Source organism: Acrocarpospora phusangensis (genome assembly GCF_016862995.1).
In the GTDB taxonomy this organism is placed as follows: Bacteria; Actinomycetota; Actinomycetes; order Streptosporangiales; family Streptosporangiaceae; genus Acrocarpospora; species Acrocarpospora phusangensis.
The window spans coordinates 21,678-41,997 of the sequence record NZ_BOOA01000001.1; the positions used below are offsets into that span (position 1 = coordinate 21,678).

General features: G+C 72.1%; 20 protein-coding genes. 9 read left to right on the forward strand and 11 right to left on the reverse strand.

Going from position 1 to position 20,320, the window contains the following annotated elements:
- Positions 1-59 precede the first annotated feature (59 nt).
- The 9 genes from Aph01nite_RS00115 to Aph01nite_RS00155 all read right to left on the reverse strand — a co-directional run bounded on the left by Aph01nite_RS00115 (position 60) and on the right by Aph01nite_RS00155 (position 11,603).
- Positions 60-452 carry a YybH family protein gene (locus tag Aph01nite_RS00115; protein WP_204038594.1) on the reverse strand — a complete coding sequence of 131 codons (393 nt, stop codon included), beginning with the start codon at positions 450-452 and terminating at the stop codon, positions 60-62.
- Entirely contained in the window at positions 449-1,720 is a 1,272-nt protein-coding gene (locus Aph01nite_RS00120; RefSeq protein WP_204038595.1) for an amidohydrolase family protein, read from the reverse strand. Before Aph01nite_RS00120 ends, Aph01nite_RS00115 begins: the two co-directional genes overlap by 4 nt.
- Positions 1,717-3,066, reverse strand: a complete 1,350-nt coding sequence (locus Aph01nite_RS00125) for an LLM class flavin-dependent oxidoreductase (protein WP_204038596.1) — start codon at positions 3,064-3,066, stop codon at positions 1,717-1,719. Before Aph01nite_RS00125 ends, Aph01nite_RS00120 begins: the two co-directional genes overlap by 4 nt.
- Positions 3,063-5,750: a DUF885 family protein gene (locus Aph01nite_RS00130; protein WP_204038597.1), complete on the reverse strand. Its 2,688-nt coding sequence runs from the start codon at positions 5,748-5,750 to the stop codon at positions 3,063-3,065. The genes Aph01nite_RS00125 and Aph01nite_RS00130 overlap by 4 nt, the downstream gene beginning before the upstream one ends.
- Positions 5,751-6,106: 356 nt before the next feature.
- Complete coding sequence (locus Aph01nite_RS00135) at positions 6,107-7,099, reverse strand: oligopeptide/dipeptide ABC transporter ATP-binding protein (protein WP_204038800.1); 993 nt, start codon at positions 7,097-7,099, stop codon at positions 6,107-6,109.
- A complete protein-coding gene (locus Aph01nite_RS00140) occupies positions 7,096-8,070 on the reverse strand; it encodes an ABC transporter ATP-binding protein (RefSeq protein ID WP_204038598.1) in 975 nt (324 codons plus the stop codon). Before Aph01nite_RS00140 ends, Aph01nite_RS00135 begins: the two co-directional genes overlap by 4 nt.
- 2 nt (positions 8,071-8,072) lie before the next feature.
- Positions 8,073-8,951: an ABC transporter permease gene (locus tag Aph01nite_RS00145; protein ID WP_204038599.1), complete on the reverse strand. Its 879-nt coding sequence runs from the start codon at positions 8,949-8,951 to the stop codon at positions 8,073-8,075.
- The gene (locus Aph01nite_RS00150) at positions 8,948-9,961 is read right to left on the reverse strand and encodes an ABC transporter permease (RefSeq protein WP_239161285.1); all 1,014 of its coding nucleotides are present in this window, start codon (positions 9,959-9,961) and stop codon (positions 8,948-8,950) included. The genes Aph01nite_RS00145 and Aph01nite_RS00150 overlap by 4 nt, the downstream gene beginning before the upstream one ends.
- Positions 9,962-10,016: 55 nt before the next feature.
- Entirely contained in the window at positions 10,017-11,603 is a 1,587-nt protein-coding gene (locus Aph01nite_RS00155) for an ABC transporter substrate-binding protein (RefSeq protein ID WP_204038601.1), read from the reverse strand.
- Between the two features lie 322 nt (positions 11,604-11,925).
- On the opposite strand from Aph01nite_RS00155, the gene Aph01nite_RS00160 reads away from it, so the two are divergent.
- Genes Aph01nite_RS00160 through Aph01nite_RS00170 form a run of 3 tightly spaced genes read left to right on the forward strand, consistent with a single transcriptional unit; the run spans position 11,926 to position 13,886 of the window.
- Positions 11,926-12,462 carry a helix-turn-helix domain-containing protein gene (locus Aph01nite_RS00160; RefSeq protein WP_204038602.1) on the forward strand — a complete coding sequence of 179 codons (537 nt, stop codon included), beginning with the start codon at positions 11,926-11,928 and terminating at the stop codon, positions 12,460-12,462.
- Between the two features lie 28 nt (positions 12,463-12,490).
- Positions 12,491-12,832: a TIGR04076 family protein gene (locus Aph01nite_RS00165; RefSeq protein ID WP_204038603.1), complete on the forward strand. Its 342-nt coding sequence runs from the start codon at positions 12,491-12,493 to the stop codon at positions 12,830-12,832.
- Between the two features lie 22 nt (positions 12,833-12,854).
- A complete protein-coding gene (locus tag Aph01nite_RS00170) occupies positions 12,855-13,886 on the forward strand; it encodes an LLM class flavin-dependent oxidoreductase (protein ID WP_204038604.1) in 1,032 nt (343 codons plus the stop codon).
- On the opposite strand, the gene Aph01nite_RS00175 is transcribed toward Aph01nite_RS00170, so the two are convergent.
- Positions 13,869-14,339, reverse strand: a complete 471-nt coding sequence (locus Aph01nite_RS00175; protein WP_204038605.1) for an Lrp/AsnC family transcriptional regulator — start codon at positions 14,337-14,339, stop codon at positions 13,869-13,871. The two genes, Aph01nite_RS00170 and Aph01nite_RS00175, sit on opposite strands and share 18 nt — an antisense overlap.
- Before the next feature lie 158 nt (positions 14,340-14,497).
- On the opposite strand from Aph01nite_RS00175, the gene Aph01nite_RS00180 reads away from it, so the two are divergent.
- The 6 genes from Aph01nite_RS00180 (at position 14,498) to Aph01nite_RS00205 (ending at position 19,562) form a co-directional block, all read left to right on the forward strand.
- On the forward strand, positions 14,498-15,379 hold the full coding sequence (locus Aph01nite_RS00180) for a tryptophan 2,3-dioxygenase (protein ID WP_204038606.1): 882 nt from the start codon (positions 14,498-14,500) through the stop codon (positions 15,377-15,379).
- 194 nt (positions 15,380-15,573) lie between these two features.
- Positions 15,574-16,686 carry an alpha/beta hydrolase family protein gene (locus tag Aph01nite_RS00185; protein ID WP_204038607.1) on the forward strand — a complete coding sequence of 371 codons (1,113 nt, stop codon included), beginning with the start codon at positions 15,574-15,576 and terminating at the stop codon, positions 16,684-16,686.
- A gap of 32 nt (positions 16,687-16,718) precedes the next feature.
- Complete coding sequence (locus Aph01nite_RS00190) at positions 16,719-17,393, forward strand: TetR/AcrR family transcriptional regulator (protein ID WP_204038608.1); 675 nt, start codon at positions 16,719-16,721, stop codon at positions 17,391-17,393.
- On the forward strand, positions 17,390-18,589 hold the full coding sequence (locus Aph01nite_RS00195) for an Acg family FMN-binding oxidoreductase (RefSeq protein WP_204038609.1): 1,200 nt from the start codon (positions 17,390-17,392) through the stop codon (positions 18,587-18,589). Before Aph01nite_RS00190 ends, Aph01nite_RS00195 begins: the two co-directional genes overlap by 4 nt.
- Positions 18,590-18,611: 22 nt before the next feature.
- Positions 18,612-18,923 carry a hypothetical protein gene (locus Aph01nite_RS00200; RefSeq protein WP_204038610.1) on the forward strand — a complete coding sequence of 104 codons (312 nt, stop codon included), beginning with the start codon at positions 18,612-18,614 and terminating at the stop codon, positions 18,921-18,923.
- Positions 18,924-18,944: 21 nt separating this feature from the next.
- Positions 18,945-19,562: a LysE family translocator gene (locus Aph01nite_RS00205; RefSeq protein WP_204038611.1), complete on the forward strand. Its 618-nt coding sequence runs from the start codon at positions 18,945-18,947 to the stop codon at positions 19,560-19,562.
- Between the two features lie 70 nt (positions 19,563-19,632).
- Here the strand turns inward: Aph01nite_RS00205 and Aph01nite_RS00210 are convergent, their stop codons facing one another.
- A complete protein-coding gene (locus Aph01nite_RS00210; protein ID WP_204038612.1) occupies positions 19,633-20,070 on the reverse strand; it encodes a GNAT family N-acetyltransferase in 438 nt (145 codons plus the stop codon).
- Positions 20,071-20,320: the final 250 nt, after the last annotated feature.

The following is a 20,320-nucleotide window of genomic DNA, read 5'->3' on the forward strand; positions in this document are numbered from 1 at the left end:
GGCGTTACGTCACCTGGCGCCCGTTTCGGGTGGTCCAGGCGCGGGTGTGAGGGGTTTGGTCAGGCTCGGTCGGGGCGTACCGCCTCGGCGTGGTGGTGGACGATGAGCCAGCCTGCCGCCGAGTGGCGCAGGACGTCGGTGACCCGGGTGTGTTCCGGTTCGCCGTCGGGTGGGACCGCGACGAGCACGTATCGGGCGACGGCGGTGTCGTCCCAGACGTCGACGCGCATGTCCTGGGTGCTCAGCGAGGCGAGGGACGGGCGGGCACCGGCGGCGTCGCGGCTCGCGCGGTAGGCGTCGAGTTCGGCGCGGGTGCGGAGCGGGCCCGGGAGGTGGGTCTCCCAGGTGGTCACGTCCGGGTGGAGGTGGCTGTCGAAACGGTGCCGGTCGCCTGCCAGGAAGGCGTCGTACATGTCGTCGATGCCGGCGGCGACGGCGTCCTGGCCGGTCATGCGGCTGCCCATCCGGTCTGGTCGTCCCGTACGACTCGGCCGCCGGACATCACCCAGCGCACGCCCCGGAAGGCGGAGGCGCTGGCGAGCGGGTCGGCGTCCATGGCGACGAGGTCGGCGTACTTGCCGAGTTCGACGGTGCCCAGGTCGGCCTCCGCGCCCAGCCACCGTACGGGGCCGAGCGTGCCGGCGTGGAGGGCGCGGGCGGGGCCGAGGCCCGAGTCCGCCATGTGTTCCAGTTCTCGGACGGAGGCGTTGGTGCCTTCGAAGGTCCAGAACGGGGGCATGTCGCTGCCGAGCAGGACCTCCACGCCCGCGGCGAGGGCCATGGCGTAGCTGTCCAGGTGGCGTGGGCCGGCGTCGAGCGAGCGCCGTTGCATCCACTCCGGGACGCCGAGTTCGTCGAAGAACTCCTTGCAGCGGGTGACGAGCAGGGTCGGGACCAGGGCGGTGCCCTGGGCGGCCATCGCGGCCGTCACCTCGGGGGTGAGCTGGTAGCCGTGTTCGACGCAGTCCAGGCCGAGGGCGACGGCTTCGGCGATGACGGGCGCGGGGCCGGCGTGGGCGGTGACCTTGCGGCCCCAGGCGTGGGCGGTCTCGATCACGGCGGTCAGTTCGTCGGTGAAGAGCTGGCGGGTGTGGATGGCCTCGTGTTGGCCGGCGATGCCGCCGGAGATCATCACTTTGATCAGGTCGGCGCCGGCTTTGACCTGGCTGCGTACGCCGCGGCGGAATCCGTCGGCGCCGTCGCATTCGAGGGTGTCGGTGCCCTCGTGGCCGTGGCCGCCGGTGGAGACCAGGGCGCGGCCGGCGGTGAAGATGCGCGGGCCGATCGCCTGTCCGGATGCGATCGCGCGGCGCAGGGCGAAGTCGGCGTGGTCCTTCTCGGCGACGCAGCGGACGGTGGTCACGCCGCAGAGCAGGGTGCGCCGGGCGCCGTCGGCCATGTAGTAGGCCAACTCGTGCGGGTTCAGGCCCTTGACCGTGTCGCCGCCCTGGCCGGGGAGGGACAGGGACAGGTGGGTGTGCATGTTCACCAGGCCCGGCGTCAGGTACGCGCCGCCCAGGTCGACCCGGCGGTACTCACCGGCGGCCCCGGCCTCGGCCAGCACCTCCCCGGCGGGCCCGACGGCTGCGATCCGGTCTCCGCGCACCCACACCGCCGCGTCCGGCAGGGGGGCGACGCCATCCAGGACCCGGGCGTCGACGACCGTGCAGCCGGTCAGCACCGTCGCGTCCGACTCCCCCGCATCGCGCGCGGCGTTCATGCATGCCCTCCCGGGTTATCACCGACGGCCGGTTCGACAACCGCCGGTTCGGTGGCGGCCAGCTCGATAGCCGCCGGTTCGGTGGCAGTCAGCTCGATAGCCGCCGGTTCGGTGGCGGCCAGCTCGATAGCCGCCGGTTCGGTGGCAGTCGGTTCGGTGGCAGGGGGTTCTATGGCGGTCAGTCTGATAACCGCCGGTTTGGTGGCTGTCGGTTCGGTGGCGGTCGGTTCGGTGGCGGTCACTTCGATAACCGGCGGTTCGGTGGCAGGGGGTTCTATGGCGGTCAGTCTGATAACCGCCGGTTTGGTGGCTGTCGGTTTGGTGGCGGTCAGGGCCGGGAGGACCTCGCTGCCGAGGAGTTCCACGGCCTCACGTGGGTCCGGGCCGAGTGGGGGCCCGAAGGACAGGTGTTCCGCGCCCGCCGCGCGCAGCGAGCGGCAGCGTTCGACCACCTGGGCCACGCTGCCCGTGATGCCCAGGGACAGCATGCGGTCGTCGACCAGGCGGGCGGCGGCGTCCAGGCCGTCTCGTTCCAGTACGGCCGTGATCGGGGCGAAGTCCTCGATCGCGAGCCCGGCCCGGCTCAGCAGGTATGGCGCGAATGAAGGACCGTAGTAGGCGATCTTGGCGGCCATGGCGAGCCGGGCCTGCTCCTCGTCGTCGCCCGCCGACACCCAGAAACAGGCGGGGATGTCGAGTTCCGCTGGGGACCGGCCGGCCTTCTCGGCTCCCCGCAGTACTTCCGCCCTGGCGGTGGTGAAGTGCTCGGGCGGGTAGAGCAGGGGCAGGACGCCGTCGGCCAGTCGTCCGGCGAGCTGGAGCATCTTCGGGCTCATCGCGCCGACGTACACGGGGACGGGCTCGCCAGGGGGCAGGCGGAGCTGCGAGAGCGGCCCGAACCACGCGGGCAGTTCCTCCCTGGCCTCGCCCCTGACCTCGCACCTGACCTCGTCCCTGACCTCCGCTGAGCCGAGCAGGGCACGCAGCACGGTGACCGCTTCGGCCGTCCTGGCGAGCGGGCGCGGGCGCTCGATCCCCGCCCAGGCGAGGAACTCGGCGGATCCGGCCGCGACGCCGAGCAGGAACCGGCCGCCGGTGGCCTCCTGCATCGTGGCCGCCATCATGGCGATCTCCGACACGTGCACGGAGTACGGGTTCATGATCCCGACGCCGAGTTTGATCCGCTCCGTCTTCGCGGCCAGGATGCCGAGCAGCACCGGGGCCGAGCGCAGGAACAGGTCGTTGGACACCCAGAGCTGGTCGAACCCGTACCGTTCGGCCCGCCGCGCCAGATCCACCAGGGTCTCGATGTCCAGGTCGTTGTTGACCCGCAGGGAGTACGTCACGCGCCGGCCGCCTTCGCGTCGACCTCGACCTCGACGAGGAAACCGGCCCCGATCAGCGAGCCGACCACGTACGTGCTGTTGGCGGGGGCCACGTCGCCGAACACCTCGGCGTGGGCTCGCGCGGCGGCCTGCCAGTCCGCCTCCGGCGCGAGCAGCAGCCTTGTCCGAAGCACCGAGGTACGCGCGCCGCCCAGCTTCTCCACCGCCGTCACCGCCCGGCGCAGGCATTCGAGAGTCTGGGCGTAGGTGTCACCCGGGTGCAGGGCCGAACCGTCGGCGGCGTGCGCGGTCGTCCCACTCACCGCGATGTCCTCACCCTGCCGCGCCGCCCGTGAGTAACCGGCCTGCTCCTCCCATCCGGTACCGTCCCGGAACCTCGCGCCCGAATAGGGCACAAGGGACTCGACCCCGGAGTCGGATGCAGCGGGCTCGCGCACACCGACCTCGAATCGACCGGACTCGGGCCCGCTCACCGCAGATCCCCCGGACCCGGGCACGCTCACCGCAGATCCCCCGGACTCGGGCCCGCTCAGCTCAGATGCTCCGGACCCGGGCACGCTCACCGCAGATCCCCCGGACCCGGGCACGCTCAGCTCAGATGCTCCGGACCCGGGCATGCTCATCTCGAATGCTCCGGACTGGGACGCATCGGCGGATTCGGACCCAGCGGACTCGGGTACCGAGCCCTGGGCGGGGTCGGTGTACTCCTCGATTCGGGTCACCCGGCCGTCACGGACATCGACGCGCATCATCGCGTCGACCGCCAGCTCGGCGCCGGTCCCCCGGTCCCGTCCCCGGTAGACACAGCGCTGCACGTAGCCGCCCGGCACGGGGTCGATGCGTACCTCCGTGGCATGGAAGCCGTCGTAGTGCGCGGCGATGAGGCGCACCGCGTTCAGGCTTTCCGCCTTGTCCCGGGCTACGCCGTCGTAGTTGTGCCAGACGCGTACGTCGTCGGCGTAGAGCAGATCCACCCGCGCCACGTCGCCCGAGGTGATAGCGTCCAGGAGCTCCGCGCCGAAGCGGCGCATGTCCGCCCCGGACTCGGCGAGCGCGTCGGCCCGCAGCAGTTCACCCGCGTCGCCGAGCAGCTGCAACCGCTGCACGGCCAGCGGCACGTTGCCGTCCGACCAGAGCGCGTTGTGGAAGGCCCGCAGGTCGAACCCGTCCCGGTCGCGGCGCGCCGCGTCCGCCAGCAGGCGTACCACCTGCGCTTTTCCGACCTGGTACGACAGTCCCTGTCCCGGGGTGGCCGCGAAGAAGGCGGCTTCCTCTCGGGCCGTCTCCAGATCGACCGGCACGAGCTCGTGGAGCATCCGCGCGGCGCCGTCGATGTCGATCTCGCCGAGGGCCAGGCGTACGTCCACTTCGACCCGGATCGCCCGCAGCCGCATGAAGTTGTAGACGATGGCCCGGCTGAGCGGCGCGTCCTCGAACAGGCCGGCCTGGAGCATCATCTCCTCGTTGTAGAAGGCGATGCCCTCGTTGGGCACGGAGTCGTAGAACCGCCGGTGCGCCGGATCCGGGTGCCGCCAGGTCAGCGCCAGCTGCTGGTAGTGAACCCCTTCGTGGATGATCCCGGCCCGGGGGTCGGCGGCGTTGGCCCGGTAGAAGTACGGCAGGTCGAGCCCCGGCACCGGCACGTAGCTGATCCCGTCCTGGTCCAGCCGGTCCTCGTCGGTGAGGTCGTCGCTGACGCCCAGCCAGCGCAGCGGCTCCAGGTAGGCGGGCCGGGGCAGGTTCCGGTAGTGCCGGAGCTCCGCGGGCTGGGACAGCAGGCCGCGCTCCTCGTAGAACGCGCGTACGTCGAGCTCGGCCGCCCGTTCCGCCGCGCACTGCTCCTCCGCCGTCGCGGGCGGGGCCGGCCACTCGGGCGGCCCTGACCTGGCGCGTTCGAACAGCTCGAACGCCTCGGCCCGGTCCCGCTCCTGGGCGGCGAGGCTGAGGATCTCCGCCGTCGACCAGGGCAGCAGGGCCACCCTGTGCAGGAAGAAGCCGAACGCCTCAGGGCCGACCGGCGTGTGCGGGGCGAACGTGGCGAGCCGGCCGCTCAGCCAAGAGCGCCAATCCGCGAGCGCCCGCGCCGCTGCGTCGGCCGCCTCGCCGGCGGCCTCCCGCCACTCCGCGTCGAGCATGGGCGCGAGCAGCGCGATCGACGTACGGAGCTGCTCGGGCACCTCGGCGCTGTCGTCCAGCGCGAGCTCGGCGAACTCGCGGGTCGCGGTGGCGTCCAGGTTGTCCCTGGCGGTGTCGAGCGTGCCGGGGATCCAACGCAGCCGTTCCACGAGGTCCGCGCTGCGCGCCGCGCCGAAGGGACCCGGCGCGAGCAGGGCGTCGTAAATGTGGCCAACCGTCTGATCAAGGTAGAACCAGGGGTCGCGCCGCCAGCTCCGCACGACGTCGAGCTCCCAGCGCACCCGCGCCGTGGCCGACCCGAGCAACCGCCGCGCCACCTCGACCCCGACGTCCGAGGACCGCGCGACGGCGGCCAGACCACGCTCGATCTCCGCCAGGAAGCGCAAGCCGTCCTCGACGGATGCGGCGTCCCACGCCGGGCGCCACCCGGCGGGACGGGTCACCCGCGGAATGTCGTCCCGGGTACGCGGGGTGGTGTCCAGCCGCCAGGTCCAGAACCGCTCTGTCAGATCGGTCAGATCGGCGAGCACCGACGCATCGTCGGTCATGTCACGTCCTTCCATCAAAATTCACTCCGCCACCAGGGCCCGTGAGCTCCACAGCCACCAAACCGCGTCAGACCCGCACCACCGGAACACTCCCTCCGCCACCACGGCTCACAAGCCACGACCACGCCAGACCCGCATCACTCGAAAAGCTCACTCCACCAAAACGACGCACGAGCCCACCAACCACAACCGCGTCAGACCCCCGCCACCGGAGAAGCTCACTCCACCAAGACGACGCACGAGCCCACCAGCCATGACCGCGTCGGACCCCGCGCCGCCCGAAAGGCTCATCCCGCCACGACGGCTCACGAACTCCACGAGCCGCAACCGCGCCAGAAGCGCACCCATCGGAAGGCTCACTCCGCCGCCACGGGCCGTGGCTCGGCGAGCGGGCGGGCCGCCTCACCGGCGGTCTGCAGCACGCAGGCCGCCGACCGCCCGTCCCGCAGGGCGACGAGCGGCGGGTCATCCCGGGAGCATTCGGGCCGCGCCACCGGGCAACGCGGATGGAACCGGCAGCCGCCGGGCGGGCGGGCCGGGTCGGGGACGTCGCCAGGGAGTTCGACCGGGAGCACGCCGGCGCCGTCGGCCCGGGGCACCGCCGAGATGAGCGCCTGCGTGTACGGGTGAGCGGGCGCGGACCACACCTGCCGGGTGGGGCCGACCTCGACGACGCGCCCCAGGTACATGACCGCGGTGCGGTCGGCGATCTGCCGGACCACCGACAGGTCGTGCGAGATGAACACCATGCCCATGTCGAGCTCGCGGACCAGCTCCACCAGCAGGTTGGCGACCGATGCCTGCGCGGACGCGTCGAGCGCGCTGATCGGCTCGTCGGCCACGATGCAGCTCGGCTCGGCCGCGAGCGTCCTGGCGATCGCGATGCGCTGGCGCTGGCCGCCGCTGAACTCGTGCGGGTACCGCCGGGCGGCGTCCGCGGGCAGGCCGACGCGTTCGAGCAGCTCCCCGGCCCGGCGCAGCGCCTCCGCGCGGGCGGCTCCGCCGAGGAGGTACCCGTCCCCGACCTGGTCGCCGACCAGACGCCGGGGGTTGAGCGACGCGTACGGATCCTGGAAGACCATCTGAAGCCCGCGCATGCCGGGCGCCCGCCGGCGCAGGCCCAGCGGGACGACCGGCCGGCCGTCGAAGCGGATCTCACCGGCGGCCGTGGGCAGCAGGCCCACCACCGCGCGGCCCAGCGTGGACTTGCCGCACCCGGACTCGCCGACGAGCCCGAGGATCTCGCCGCGCGCCACGGTCAGGTCGGCCCGGTCCACGGCGCGCAGGGCGGGAGCGCCCCGCCGGTGGTACTCCACGGCGACGCCGGTCGCCTCCAGCAACGCGCTCACGCGGCGCCTCCCAGCGGGTCGGGCGGGCAGGCCGCCAGGTGCCCGGATGCGACGAGCACCGGCTCCGGGCGTACGGCCCGGCAGTCCGGGACGGCGAATCCGCAGCGGGGGTGGAACGGGCATCCCTCGGGTACCGCGCCGAGCGCCGGCGGGCTGCCCGGGATCGGCTGGAGCGTCGCCGCCCCGCCCTCCGGGTGCGGCAGCGCGTCGAGCAGTCCCCGGGTGTACGGGTGCCGGGGGCGGGTCAGCACGTCCTCGCGCGGGCCCACCTCGGCGGTGCGCCCGCCGTACATCACGCAGATGCGGTCGGCGACGGCGGACATGACGCCGAGGTCGTGGGTGATCACGATGACCGCGAGGTCCCGTTCGCGGCGCAGCCGGTGGAGCAGCCGCAGGATGCCCGCCTGGACGGTGACGTCGAGCGCGGTCGTCGGCTCGTCGGCCAGCAGCAGGCGGGGTTCGCAGGCCAGGGCCACGGCGATGGCGATGCGCTGGCGCATGCCGCCGGAGAACTGGGCGGGGTGCGCGCGCAGCGCCTGCTCCGGGTCGGGGATGCGCACGGTGGCGAGCAGTTCGACGGCCCGCCCGCGCGCCTCCGACTTGCCCAGCCCGAGGTGGTGGCGCATGTGCTCGGTCAGCTGCGTCTCGATGCTGAGCATCGGGTGCAGGCTCGTGGACGGGTCCTGGGACACCATCGCGATCTTCCGTCCGCGTACGGCGCGCAGCTCGCGGGCGGGCATGGCGAGCAGGTCGCGGCCCTCGAACACCGCCCTGCCCGCGGTCTTGGCGGCGTGCGGGAGCAGGCCGAGCAGGGCCAGCGCGGTCATCGTCTTGCCGCTGCCGCTCTCCCCCGCGATGCCGAAGATCTCCCCGGCGTCCACCTGGAACGACAGGCCGTCCACGGCCTTGCGCGGGCCGCCGCGCGTGGCGAGCCACACGGTGAGGTCCTCGACCTCCAGAAGCGCTCCCACGGTCACCCCCTGATCGCACGCGCGGTACGCGGATCGAGGGCGTCCCGCAGCGTGTCTCCGACGAAGTTGAAGGCGAGCACGACGGTCAGGATGGACAGCCCGGGGAAGAGGCCGACCCACCAGCGGTCGAAGTTGGCCGCGCCGGCCGCCACCATGGCCCCCCACTCCGCGGTGGGCGGCTGCGCGCCGAGCCCCAGGAACGACAGACCGGACAGCAGCAGTACGGCGTTGCCCACGTCGAGCGCGGCCATCACCAGCACCGGGCCGGCGATGTTGGGCCGCAGGTCCACCATCATCGTGCGCACGGACGACGAGCCGAGCAGGCGGCCGGCCATGACGTACTCGGAGTTCCTGGCCGTCAGGACCAGGCCGCGCACCAGCCGCGCGTACGACGGCCACGACACCACGACGACGGCCAGGACGGCGTTGCGGAGCTCGGGGCCGAGCGCGGCGGCGACGGCCATGGCCAGGATGATGCCGGGGAAGGCGAACACCAGGTCGGCCAGGCGCATCAGCGCGCCGTCCACCCAGCCGCCGAAGAAGCCGGCCACGGCGCCGACGACGGAGCCGAGCGCCGCGGCGAACGCCACCAGCAGGAAGGCCAGCGGCAGCGACACCCTGGCCCCGTGGATCACCCGGCTGAGCACGTCGCGGCCGAGCTCGTCGGTGCCGAACCAGTGCTGCGCGGACGGTTCGAGCAGCTTGTCCGCCAGCTGGTCGAGCGGCCCGTACGGGGCGAGCAGCGGCGCGAGCAGCGCCACCAGCACCCAGAGCACCACGAACGCGGCGCCGACCAGGGCGAGCGGCTGCCGCCACGGCGAGCGGGCGGCCGGGTCGCGGCGGGCGCGGGGCGCGGGCAGAGGTGTGGAGTCACTCGTCATGTCAGCCTGATCCTCGGGTCGATGACTCCGTACAGGAGGTCCACGAGCAGGTTGATGAGGATGTAGACGGCGGCGACGACGATGCTGACGCCCATGATGCCGGGCAGGTCCAGGTTGACGGCGCTGCGGTAGGCGTACTGGCCGAGGCCCGGCCAGGAGAAGATGTTCTCCACCAGGACCGCGCCGGACAGCAGGCTGCCGAAGGCGACGCCCGCCACCGTGATGATCGCGACCATCGCGGGGCGCAGCACGTGCCGCATGATGACCACCCGCTCGGGCAGGCCCTTGGCCCTGGCCGCGCGGACGTAGTCGTTGCCGAGGATCTCCAGCACGGACGCGCGGGTGAAGCGCATCAGCATCCCCACGGTGTAAACGGCGAGCACGAGCGAGGGCAGCACCAGGTGCCCGGCCGCCGACGCCAGCACGTCCCACTGCCCGGCGAGCGCCGCGTCCACCGTGTAGAACCCGGTCGCGTACGGCGGCGGCGTCATGCCCGGATCCAGGCGGCCACCCCCCGGCAGCAGGCCGAACTTGAAGAACAGCAGGTAGAACGCGACCAGCGCGACCCAGAAGGTCGGCATGGACACCCCGCCCAGGCTGACCACGCGGAGCACCTGGTCGGGCCAGCGGTCCCGGTTGACGGCGGCCACGACGCCGAGGGCGACGCCGACCAGGAGCGACAGCACGATCGCGAAGATCGCCAGCTCGATGGTGGCCGGGACGTACTCGGCGAGGTCCTGCGCCACCGGGCGGTGGCTCTGCTGGGACATGCCGAGATTGCCCTGGAGCACGTTGCCGATGTAGGTCAGGTACTGCACCGGCAGCGGCTGGTCCAGGCCGTACTTGGCGCGGAAGGCGGCCACCGCCTCCGGGTCGCCGATGGCCCGCTGCCCGAGGTTCGCGGCGGCGGGGTCGCCCGGGACCAGCTGGGTCAGGACGAACGCGATCAGCGTGATCCCGACGCACAGCAGCACGGCGGCGGCCAGGCGCCGGGCGAGGAACCGTGTCACCCCGCCGGGGCGGGCCGGACGACGCCGGCCCGCCCCGGGAGGACGGCTGGGGGCTTTAGCCGAGTTCACGGACGTTGACCAGCCAGAGGGCGTTGGACTGCAGGTTGCTCACCGACTTCGCGGCGACCAGGATCTGGGCCGGCTGGATCAGCGGCATGATCGGCCCCGCCTCGTTCATCTTGTGCTGGATGTCCACGTACAGGCCGGACCGCTCGCTGTCCTCCACGGTCGTCCCGGCCTTGGCGCCCAGCTCCTCCAGCTCGGGGGCCGCGCCCTCGGCCCATCCGGCGCGCAGGCCGACCAGCTGGCCCGGCAGGAAGTTCAGGTAGTTGCTGGGGTCGGGGAAGTCCGGGCCCCACTGCCACAGGCCCATCTCCTCGGTGCCGCCGCGGTAGGACTCCAGCGCGGTCTGCACCGACGCGGGAGCCAGCTCCACGTTGATGCCGACCTCCTTGAGGTTGGCCTGCACGCGGGCGGCGAGGTCGCCGAAGTTGAGCCCGTTGACCTGCACGTCGCTCGGGTAGTTCAGCTTCACGGTCGGGTTCTGCAGGCCGGACTCGGCCAGCGCCGCCTTGGCCCGCGCGACGTCGCGCTTGACCCCGTCGCCCGCCGGGAGCGCGCCCAGGAAGACCGACGGGACGACGCCGGGCGCCTGCACGGCTCCCTCACCGGCGAGGTCGACCAGGCTCTGGTAGTCGATCCCGTACCGCACGGCCTCCTGGAACTTCGGGTTCGAGGAGATCTTGGAGATCTCCGGGTTGTTGTTGGTGAACACGAAGAACACGTTCGGGGAGGCGCCGTTGACGATCTGCAGCTGGTCGAGGCCCTTGGCCTGCTCGGGCGAGAGGTCGACCGCGATCTGCGACTCGCCCTTGAGGACGTTGAGCCGCTGCACGTTGGCCTGCGTGTTGCGGACCACGACCTTGGCGTACGCCGGCTTGGGGCCCCAGTACTTCTCGTTGACGGTCAGCACGACCTGCGAGGTGGTGCTGTAGCTGTCGAGGACGTACGGCCCGCTGCCCAGGGACTGCGCGTTGAAGAAGCTCTCCGCGGTGTCGGCCTTGTCGGCCCCTTCGGCGTCGCTCGCGCCGTTCTTCTTGGCCACGGCCGAGTTGACGATGCCCAGCGCGGGGTTGGGCAGGATGAACGGGACGGCCGTGTTCGGCTTCTCGCTGGCGACGACCACGGTGGCCGGGTCGGGGGCGGTGACCGTGAGGCCGTCCATCAGGAACGACGGGTTGCCCTTCACGTTCTTCACCCGGTTGAGCGAGAAGACGACGTCGGCCGAGGTGACCGGGGTGCCGTCGGAGAACTTCGCGTCGGTGCGGAGCTTGAACGTGAAGCTCTTGGCGTCCGGGGCCGCGGTGTACGACTCCGCCAGCGCGGGCACCGGCTTGGTCACGTCGCCGCCCTTGAAGGTGAGCAGCGTGTCGTAGATCGACTGGTCGATGAGCAGCCCGGTCGGCTCGAACATACGGGCCGGGTCGGTGGTCTTGAGCTGGAACGCGGTGTCGATGACGAGGGTCTTCCCGCCCTGCCCGCTGGCGGAGGACGGGGTGGCGCCGCCACCGCCGCAGGCGGCGAGCAGGGTCGACAGCGCCACGGCGGCGGCGAGTACACCGGCAGACCGGCGGATCTTCATGGGGGTCTCCAAGGCCGGGCTACGAGAGCGTTCGGGCAGGACGTATGGGACAGCGCATGGGCCGGGCGGGGGGTCGCTCGGGCGTATGTGGCGGATTCATGACTCTCCTGTGTGGCGGCGGCCGGGACCGCGACCCGACGTGCAGCCTTACTGCACGTTGACCGGGCACGCTAGGGCGTACAAAGGGACCACGTCAATACCCCTGAATACGGACAACCTGCTCACCGTGTCGGTTGACGGGGGCCACGCCCGCCCCTACGGTGCATGCCACGTGTGAAGTTAACCTGCACGTGACAGAGCGATGGTAGGAAGGACGGCGTAGGTGATCGGAGATCGCTTACACGAGCTGCGCACCGAACGGGGGATGAGCCTGCGCGCGCTGGCCGAGCAGGCGGGGGTCTCCCCGACGCTGCTCAGCCAGATCGAGCGGGGCGTCACCGAACCCAGCCTGTCGACCCTCCGCCGCCTGGCCGGGGTGTTCGGAGCGTCCATCGCCTCGCTGTTCGAGGATCCCGCCGCCCCCTCGGTGTGGATCAGCCGTCCCGGCGAGCGCACCACCCTCGGCGCGCCCAACGGCCAGATCCGGTACGAACGGCTCACCCCCGGCAACGGGCAGCTGGAGGTGCTGCACGCGGTCCTGGCCCCCGGCGAGGTCTCCAGCGACGAGCTGTGGAGCCACCCGTCCCTGGAGTGCGTGTACGTCGTGGCGGGGACCCTCACCGTCCAGGTGGAGCGTGCCACCTACACCGTCGCCGCGGGCGAGAGCCTGACCCTGGACTCCAACCGGCCGCACCGCTACCTGAACACCTCCGACGCCGAAGCGGAGATCGTTCTGGCCATAAACCCCCCGACGCCCTGAGCGCCGGGTCCACGGAAGGACTCGCCCGATGGACGACCCCCTATCCGATGAAATTTCCGGTGATATGGAGATCTACGACCTGCGGGTCACCGTCGATCGCATCGAGGGCCGGTCGGTCTGCGGCATGCGTACCGGCGACCACTTCGACCTGACCGAGAGCGCCCACCTGAGCCTCCCCGACGGCAAGCACTTCTGCGTGTACGCGCTGGCCTCCGTCCTGCCCTTCCTGGCCGCCAAGCAGCGCGACCTGGCGGCGGGCGACTGGCTGGCCCAGGACTCCCTGTTCGCCTGCCCCGACCCCGAGGAGCGGCTGATCATGCGGGTGTCGCGCACCCGCCGCCGCCGGATGAACTCCGCCGACCTCACGTGACCGACCAGAGGAGAACCCTGCCGTGACCGCCGTGGAGATCGGGCTCGGGCTGCAGAGCGACAAACGGGCCGGCGACTACGCACGGCTGGCGCGCAGCGCCGAGGAGCACGGCTTCGACGTGCTGACCGTGTTCGGCGACCTGATGTACCAGCCGCCGATCTTCCCCCTGCTGGAGATGGCCGCCGCCACCGAGAGGGTCCGCCTGGGGGTGGCCTGCCTGAACCCCTACTCGCTGGCGCCGTACGAGATCGCGGGGCAGATCGCGGCGCTCGACCTGGCCTCGCGCGGCCGGGCGTACCTGGGGCTGGCCAGGGGGACGTGGCTGGGCGCGGTCGGGATCGAGCAGCACCGGCCGCTGACCACCATGGCGGAGGCGGCGGAGGTCGTCTACCGGCTGCTGCGCGGCGACGCCGAGGGGTACGCGGGGAAGGTGTTCCGGCTGGCTCCGGGCACCGCGCTGCGCTATCCCGTGCACCGGTCCGATCCGCCGCTGCTGCTCGGCGCCTGGGGTGCCAGGGGGGCGGCGCTGGCCGGGCGGATCGCCGACGAGATCAAGGTGGGCGGCAGCGCCAACCCGGCCATGGTGGCGGTGATCCGGGAGCGGCTGCGGCCGGGCGCGGAGGCCGCCGGGCGGGCTCCCGGGGAGGTCGGGATCGTGCTCGGCGCGGTCACCGTCGTCGACACCGACGGCGGGGCGGCGCGGAGCCGGGCGCGGGCCGAGGTGGCCATGTACCTCGCGGTCGTGGCCGAGCTGGACCCGACCGTGGACATCCCCGCGGACCTGCTGGCCCGGGTGAAGGAGCTGATCGACGCGGGCCGGCACGAGGCGGCCGGCCGGCTCATCCCCGACGACCTGCTCGACCTGTTCGCCTTCGCCGGGACCCCGGACCAGGTCGCCGAGCGGGCGCAGGCCCTCATCGACGCGGGCGTGCGGCGGGTCGAGTTCGGCACCCCGCACGGCCTGAGCGACCGGCGCGGCGTGGAGCTGCTCGGCTCGGCGGTGCTGCCGGCGCTGCGCAGGGAACCCGCCGCGGTGTCAGGCGGACGGGCGTGACCGGTCCCCGGCCGGAGCCCTGGGCGGGGTGACCGGATGCCACGCGAGCGGAGTGGACAGCACCATCGTGCTGGACGGCTGGCCGTACGGCGCGAGCCGGTCGATGACCTGCTCGAAGGCGTCCATCGACTCGGCGGCGACCTTGAGGATGCAGCAGGCGTCGCCGGTGATCCGGTGGATCTCCAGCACCTCCGGCCACCCGGCCACCGCAGGGTCGCGCAGCATGCAGCGGGGGCCGTAGCAGGACATCCGGATGATGGCCATCACGGGCCAGCCGATCCGGGCCAGGTCGACCCGGGCGTGGTAGCCGGAGATGACGCCGGTCTCCTCCAGCCGCCGTACCCGTTCGGCCACGGCGGGCGGCGACAGGTGCACCCGGCGGGACAGCTCACTGAAGGAGAGGCGCGCGTCGACCTGCAGCTCGCGCAGGAGCGCCCAGTCCATATCGTCCATGGCCACCTTCGGTTCGTGAAGCGAGCGGGCGTTTTCGCCGTAAAACTATAAGACAATGATGCATCGCACCTTTAAGTCGTCCTTCACGGCCTCTGACCGTTTGGGAGAGCATTAAGGCACTCAGGGCGCACATGTCACGCCCGTAAGGGAGCCGACTCGTGGAGACCACCGACAGGGCCGTACGCCCGTCCAACGCGGGGGAACGCGCGGCCAGGGCGGCCGCCAACGCCGGGGAGCCCACCCTGGAGTTCGTCGGCGGCCTGCCGTACGACGCGTACGTGCACGCGGGCACGCTGCACTCGCTGCAGAAGCCCATCAGCAAGGACCCCGGCGAGATGTCCTTCCTCATGATCAGCCAGATCATGGAACTGTACTTCGGACTGACCTGCTTCGAGTTGCGCGAGGCGCAGCGGCTGCTCCGGGAGGACGACGTCTGGGGAGCGCTCGGGCCGCTGCGGCGCGCGTGCCTGGACATCGAAGGGCTCAACGCCGCCTGGCGGGGGCTGCGCTGGATGACGCCGGCCGACTTCAACCGCTTCCGGGACCAGCTGGGCGAGGCGTCGGGCTTCCAGTCCGCCATGTACCGGCACCTCGAATTCCTGCTGGGCCTGCGGAACGCGGCGCTGCTGCGGCCGTTCCACCGGCACCCGGAGGCGTACGAGGCGCTGCTGGAGGCCATGCGCGCGCCGAGCCTGTGGGACGACGTGATCGCGGTGCTCGCGCGGCGCGGCTTCGGCATCCCGCGCGACCTGCTCGACCGCGACGTGGCCGCCGAGCACGAGCGGCATCCCGCGGTGGAGGCCGCCTGGGTCGACATCTACCGTGACGAAACGCCCGGCAATCCGCTCTGGATGCTCGGTGAGGCGCTCACCGAGCTCGCGGACGGGTTCGGCGACTGGCGCTACCAGCACCTCAAGGCGGTGCAGCGGAGCATGGGCGAGAAGTCCGGCAGCGGCGGCTCGGCGGGAGCGGCTTGGCTGCGCCGGAGCATGGACCGCGTGGTCTTCCCCGAGATCTGGTCCGCCAGAACGCTCGTCTAGGACCAGACTGAACCGGTGCGGCGCGACATGGCCATCTGCGCCGGCGGACCGGATAGCGCACGAAGCGGCGACCTCGGGCCATTCTGTTGAGCGGCACGATCGATGATCATCGCACGGTTCGCGGCCCGCTTCCTGAGCGGGCAGACCGCTGTCCGGCAGGACGCCGCGTTCCTGGGCAAGGCAGGAGAACTCCCATGACGACGACAGTCGACCGCGTTCTGGTCGTGACCGGACCCGGGCCGGTCGCCGACCCCGCGCTGGTCCGGCAGGTGGCCGAGGGCGAGTGGCGGCGGCTGGGGGTCTCCGGCCGCCTGGTGGACGCCGCCGACGCGGAAGCGCTGGGGCACATCCTCGACGAGGCGGGCCGGGACGCCTCCTGCGCGATCGTCGCGCTGGCCGGTCCCGGCTCGCTGCGCCTTCGCTCCGGCCCGCACGCGCCCCGCACGGTCTGGTACGACCTGGCCGACACCGGCCCGATCGAGGTAGCCGCCGGATCCGCCCACGTCCACGGCCGTGGCCTCGGGGGCCTGACCTGGGCGATCCGACACGCCGTGCACCGGCTGCGGCACCCGGCCCGCCGCATCCCGTACGGCGAGGACGACGAGCAGTGGGGCGACCTGCGGCTGCCGCCCGGCCACGACGGACGGCCGCTGCCGGTGGCGGTCCTGATCCACGGCGGCTACTGGCGCTCGATCTGGGCGGCCGACCTGATGGACGCGCTCGCCATCGACCTGGCCCACCGCGGGTACGCGGCGTGGAACCTGGAATACCGCCGCCCGGACCGGCACGGCTGGGCGGCCACGACCGCGGACGTCGCGGCGGGACTCGCCCGGCTGGCGGACCTCCCCGGCGTCTCCCTCGACTCCCTCGACCTCGATCGGGTCGCGGTCCTCGGCCACTCGGCGGGCGGCCAGCTCGCGCTGCGGGCCGCCGCCGACGGCGCCCGGGTCGCGCTCGCCGTCTCGCTGGCCGGTGCGGTCAACCTCGCCGAGGGAGCGCGACGCCGGATCGGGACGGGCGCCGTCCCGCACGCCCTCGGCGGCTCCCCCGCCGAGATCCCCGAGGTGTACGCCTCCGCCGATCCGATGAGCCGCCTCCCGTCGGGCGTGCCGCAGCTCCTCGTCATAGGCCGGGACGACGACCTCGATCTGATCGACTTCAACCGCCGCTACGTCGCCGGGGCGCGGGCCAGCGGCGACGACGTGACCTATGTCGAGCAGGCGGGCGACCACTTCGCGGTGATCGACCCGGCGTCCGCCATCTGGGACGCCACCATGGTCCAGGTGGACCTGCGGCTGAGGGGGTAGCCACAGTTTAGAGTCCATGCTCTAATTAGAGCATGGACTCTAAACGTATGCCGCGAGACTCCGCGAAGGCGGTCAAGACCGGCAAGTCGCTGGCCACGCGGGGGCGGATTCTCGCGGCGGCGCGCGACCTGTTCAACGAGCAGGGGACGGCGGCCGTGAGCACCAACCACATCGCCGCCGCCGCGGGCCTGAGTCCGGGGAACCTCTACTACCACTTCTCCGACAAGAAGCAGATCATCCGCGGCCTTCTGGACGAGTACGTGGCCGAGTGGACCGACCGGTGGGACCCGAGCCCGGACGCCCAGCGGAATCTGGAGACGCTGGCCGCCGGATTCGCCCGGGGAGCCCGGCTCTCCTGGGAGAACCGCTTCTTCGGCCGCGAGATCCTCGCCCTGCTCCAGGCCGACGGGGAACTGCGCGCCGTCTACGACGCGGCCTACCGGCGGCGGCTCGGCGAGTGGTCCGCCTTCGCCGAACAACTCGTCGCGCAGGGGCTGATGCGGGCCCCCGAACCGCCCGGCACGCTGGCCGACCTGACCGTCGCCATCTGGCTCATCTCCGAGAGCTGGCTGGGCTTCCTGGACGTCACCGGCGATCCGCGGGATCCGGCGCAGGTGGGCCGCGGCCTGGACCTGGTCAAGGTCGTCCTCGCCCCCTATCTGACCCCGGCCGCCCTGCGCGTGCTGTCCGGAGGGACCACGGGATGAACGAGACGCCCCGCGGGCGGGACCTCAACCGCCGCCGCTTCCTTTCCCTGGCCGGACTCGGGGCGGGCACGCTGGCCGTCGCCGCCGGGACCGCGTCCACCTGGTACGCGATCGACCGCGGCGTGTTCACGAGCGAGACCGGTCCCGCGTACGCCGCCTGGGAGCAGGCCGGGCCGGTGGCGGGAGACCCGCGTGCCCTCGTCAACGCCGCCGTGCTCGCCGCCAACGCGCACAACAGCCAGCCGTGGCTGTTCAGGGTCGCCCCGGACCGCATCGACGTCTTCGCCGACACCTCCAGGACCCTGGGCGCGATCGACCCGCTGCTGCGGGAACTGCACATCTCGCTGGGGTGCGCGATCGAGAACCTGCTCCTGGCCGCCCCGTCGAACGGCCTGCGCGCGACGGCGGAACTCATGCCGGACCCCGCGCAACCCCGGCATGTCGCCCGGGTGACCCTCGCCGGGTCGCGTCCGCGGACGGCCGAGCTGTTCCCGTACATCGCCGGACGGCACACCGACCGCGGCGCGTACGACACCGGACGGCCGGTGCCGCGGCGCGTCCTGGATCAGTTGGGCGGCCTGGCCGGGTCGAGCGAGGACGGTGGCGTCGAACTGGTCTGGTTCGACGACGGCCCGGGCAGGCAGGCCTTCGGCGACCTCACGGTGCGCGCGACCCGGGCCGTCATCGCCGACCGGCAGCAGACGACCGATGATTTCGCCTGGTATCGCGGCACCCGCCGGGAGATCCAGGCCCGCAAGGACGGCGTGACCGTCGACGCGTCGGGGCAACCTCGCCTGATCAGGACGCTGGCGAAGCTGCTGCCCGCCTCCCACAGCCAGAACAACGACGGCTGGCTGCGCGGCACCGCCGAAACCCAGGTGCCCACCGCCGCCGCTTTCGGCGCGCTGCTCACCCGCGATCCCCTCGACCCGGTGCAGCGGCTGCGGACCGGGCGGGCATGGCAGCGTCTGCACCTGTGGGCCACCGCCAACGGGCTGGCCATGCAGCCTCTGTGCCAGATCCCCGAGCGCATCGACCGCGAACGTTCGGCCGGCCTGCCGCCCGAGTTCACCACGGCCGCCGCGACGCTCTTCCCGCCCGGCCTGCACCCCTTGATGACCTTCCGCATCGGCTACCCGACCGCCGCCGCGCCGCCCAGCCCGCGGCGTCTCACCCGTGACGTCCTGCTCGGCTGAGCACTCCCCCTCTGGAGCGACCATGAACCTTCGCCTGTGGTGGCTGTCGGCGCTCACCGCGGCCTGCGCACTCCTGTACGCCTGGGTGGCGCTGAACATCCAGGGCCTGCCCCGCGTCGCCGGCCTCGCGGGCGCCGCCGCGATCCTGGCGTCCCTCGCCCTGACCGTCCCCGGCGGTACGGCGTCCGCCCGCACCCGGACCGCCGCGATGATCCTGCTTCCCCTCGGCGCCCTGCCGCTGGCCGCCCTCACCTGGTGGAGCGTCGTGACGCCGATACTCGCCCTGCTGATTCTGATCATCGGTACGGCGACCCTCCGTCGCGCCGCGCGATGACAGCGCGTGCATACTCCAGACATGTTCCTGCATTTCCTCGCCGCGGCCGGCGCCCTGGCCGTCCTGACGATGATGCCCGGTCCTGACATGGCGGTGGTCACGAAGAAGGCCGTCGCGTCCGGCTGGCGGGACGGTCTGCGGACCGTCGGGGGGATCACCGCGGGCCTGCTGGTGTGGGGGGTGCTGACGGTGGCCGGGCTGGCCGCCGTGCTGGCCGCCTCCACGACGGCGTACACGATCCTGAAGTTCGCCGGTGCCGCGTACCTGCTGTATCTGGGTGTCCAGGCGTTGATTCACAGCCGTCGCCAGGGCGTCGAGCCCGTGGTGGCCGGTCCTGCCCCGGCGGGCGGCCCGTGGCGGACCGGGCTGATCAACAATCTGCTCAACCCCAAGATCGCCGTGTTCTACACCGGCCTGCTCCCCGCCCTCGCGCCGTCCGAGTTGTCCCCCCACGTCGGCATGGCCCTGCTGGTCCTGGTGCACGCCGCCCTCACCATCGCCTGGCTCGGCGGATACGTGATGCTCCTGTCCCGGGCCAGGGCCTTCTTCGCCAAACCCCGGGTACGCCGCATCATGGACCGCGTCACCGGCACCGTCCTGATCGGATTCGGCCTGAAGGTCGCCGCCTCCCAGCCCTGACCTCGCATACTCGCCATGCTCGGGGCCGACGACCCGGGTCAGGCGCTGAGCGACCTGGCCCTGGACGGCATCACCGGCGGAGTTGAAGCAGCGTGAGCCCGGTTTCGGATTCCACCCGTGAGCCGAACGGCACGAATCCCATTCGCCGGTAGAAACCACAGGCACGTTCGTTGAGTTCGTAGACCTCGACGGTGAGTTCGCCGTGAATCGCCGCGGCGTGTTCGACGAGAAGGCGGCCGATTCCCCGGCCCTGCGACGGCGGATCCACGAACAGCCCGCCGATCTCGGCTCCGAGCAGACCGAGCAGACCCACGATCTCGCCCGTCTCGTCCAGGGCCACCCACATGTCGGCCTGGCGGAGATGGACCTCGCGCATCTCGTCGGCTCGCGCGCCGACTCCTTCGCCGTCGACGAACGGGTGCGCCAGGCGGGCCGAACGCGACCACACCCCGACGACCGCGTCCTGATCCGCCTCAGCGTACGGCCGGACGATCACCCTGGGGGACACAGAGCGATGGTACCCACGCACAGGCGCCCCGGATGCTCAACCGGAGTCCGCCCGAATCTCAGTGTTGCCAACTGGTCACATCTGTGAAACTTTCACTTTCGCGGGCGATCTCCCTCCGGGCGAATGTCCTGGCTGGAAATGTGCCGGTGGCAATGCGCAGGTCAGCGGGGCTCGCGGCTCGTTGACGCCGGATCGGACCGTCGGATGTACTCCGCGACACGTACCCACAGGAGCAGGACGTGTAGATCCG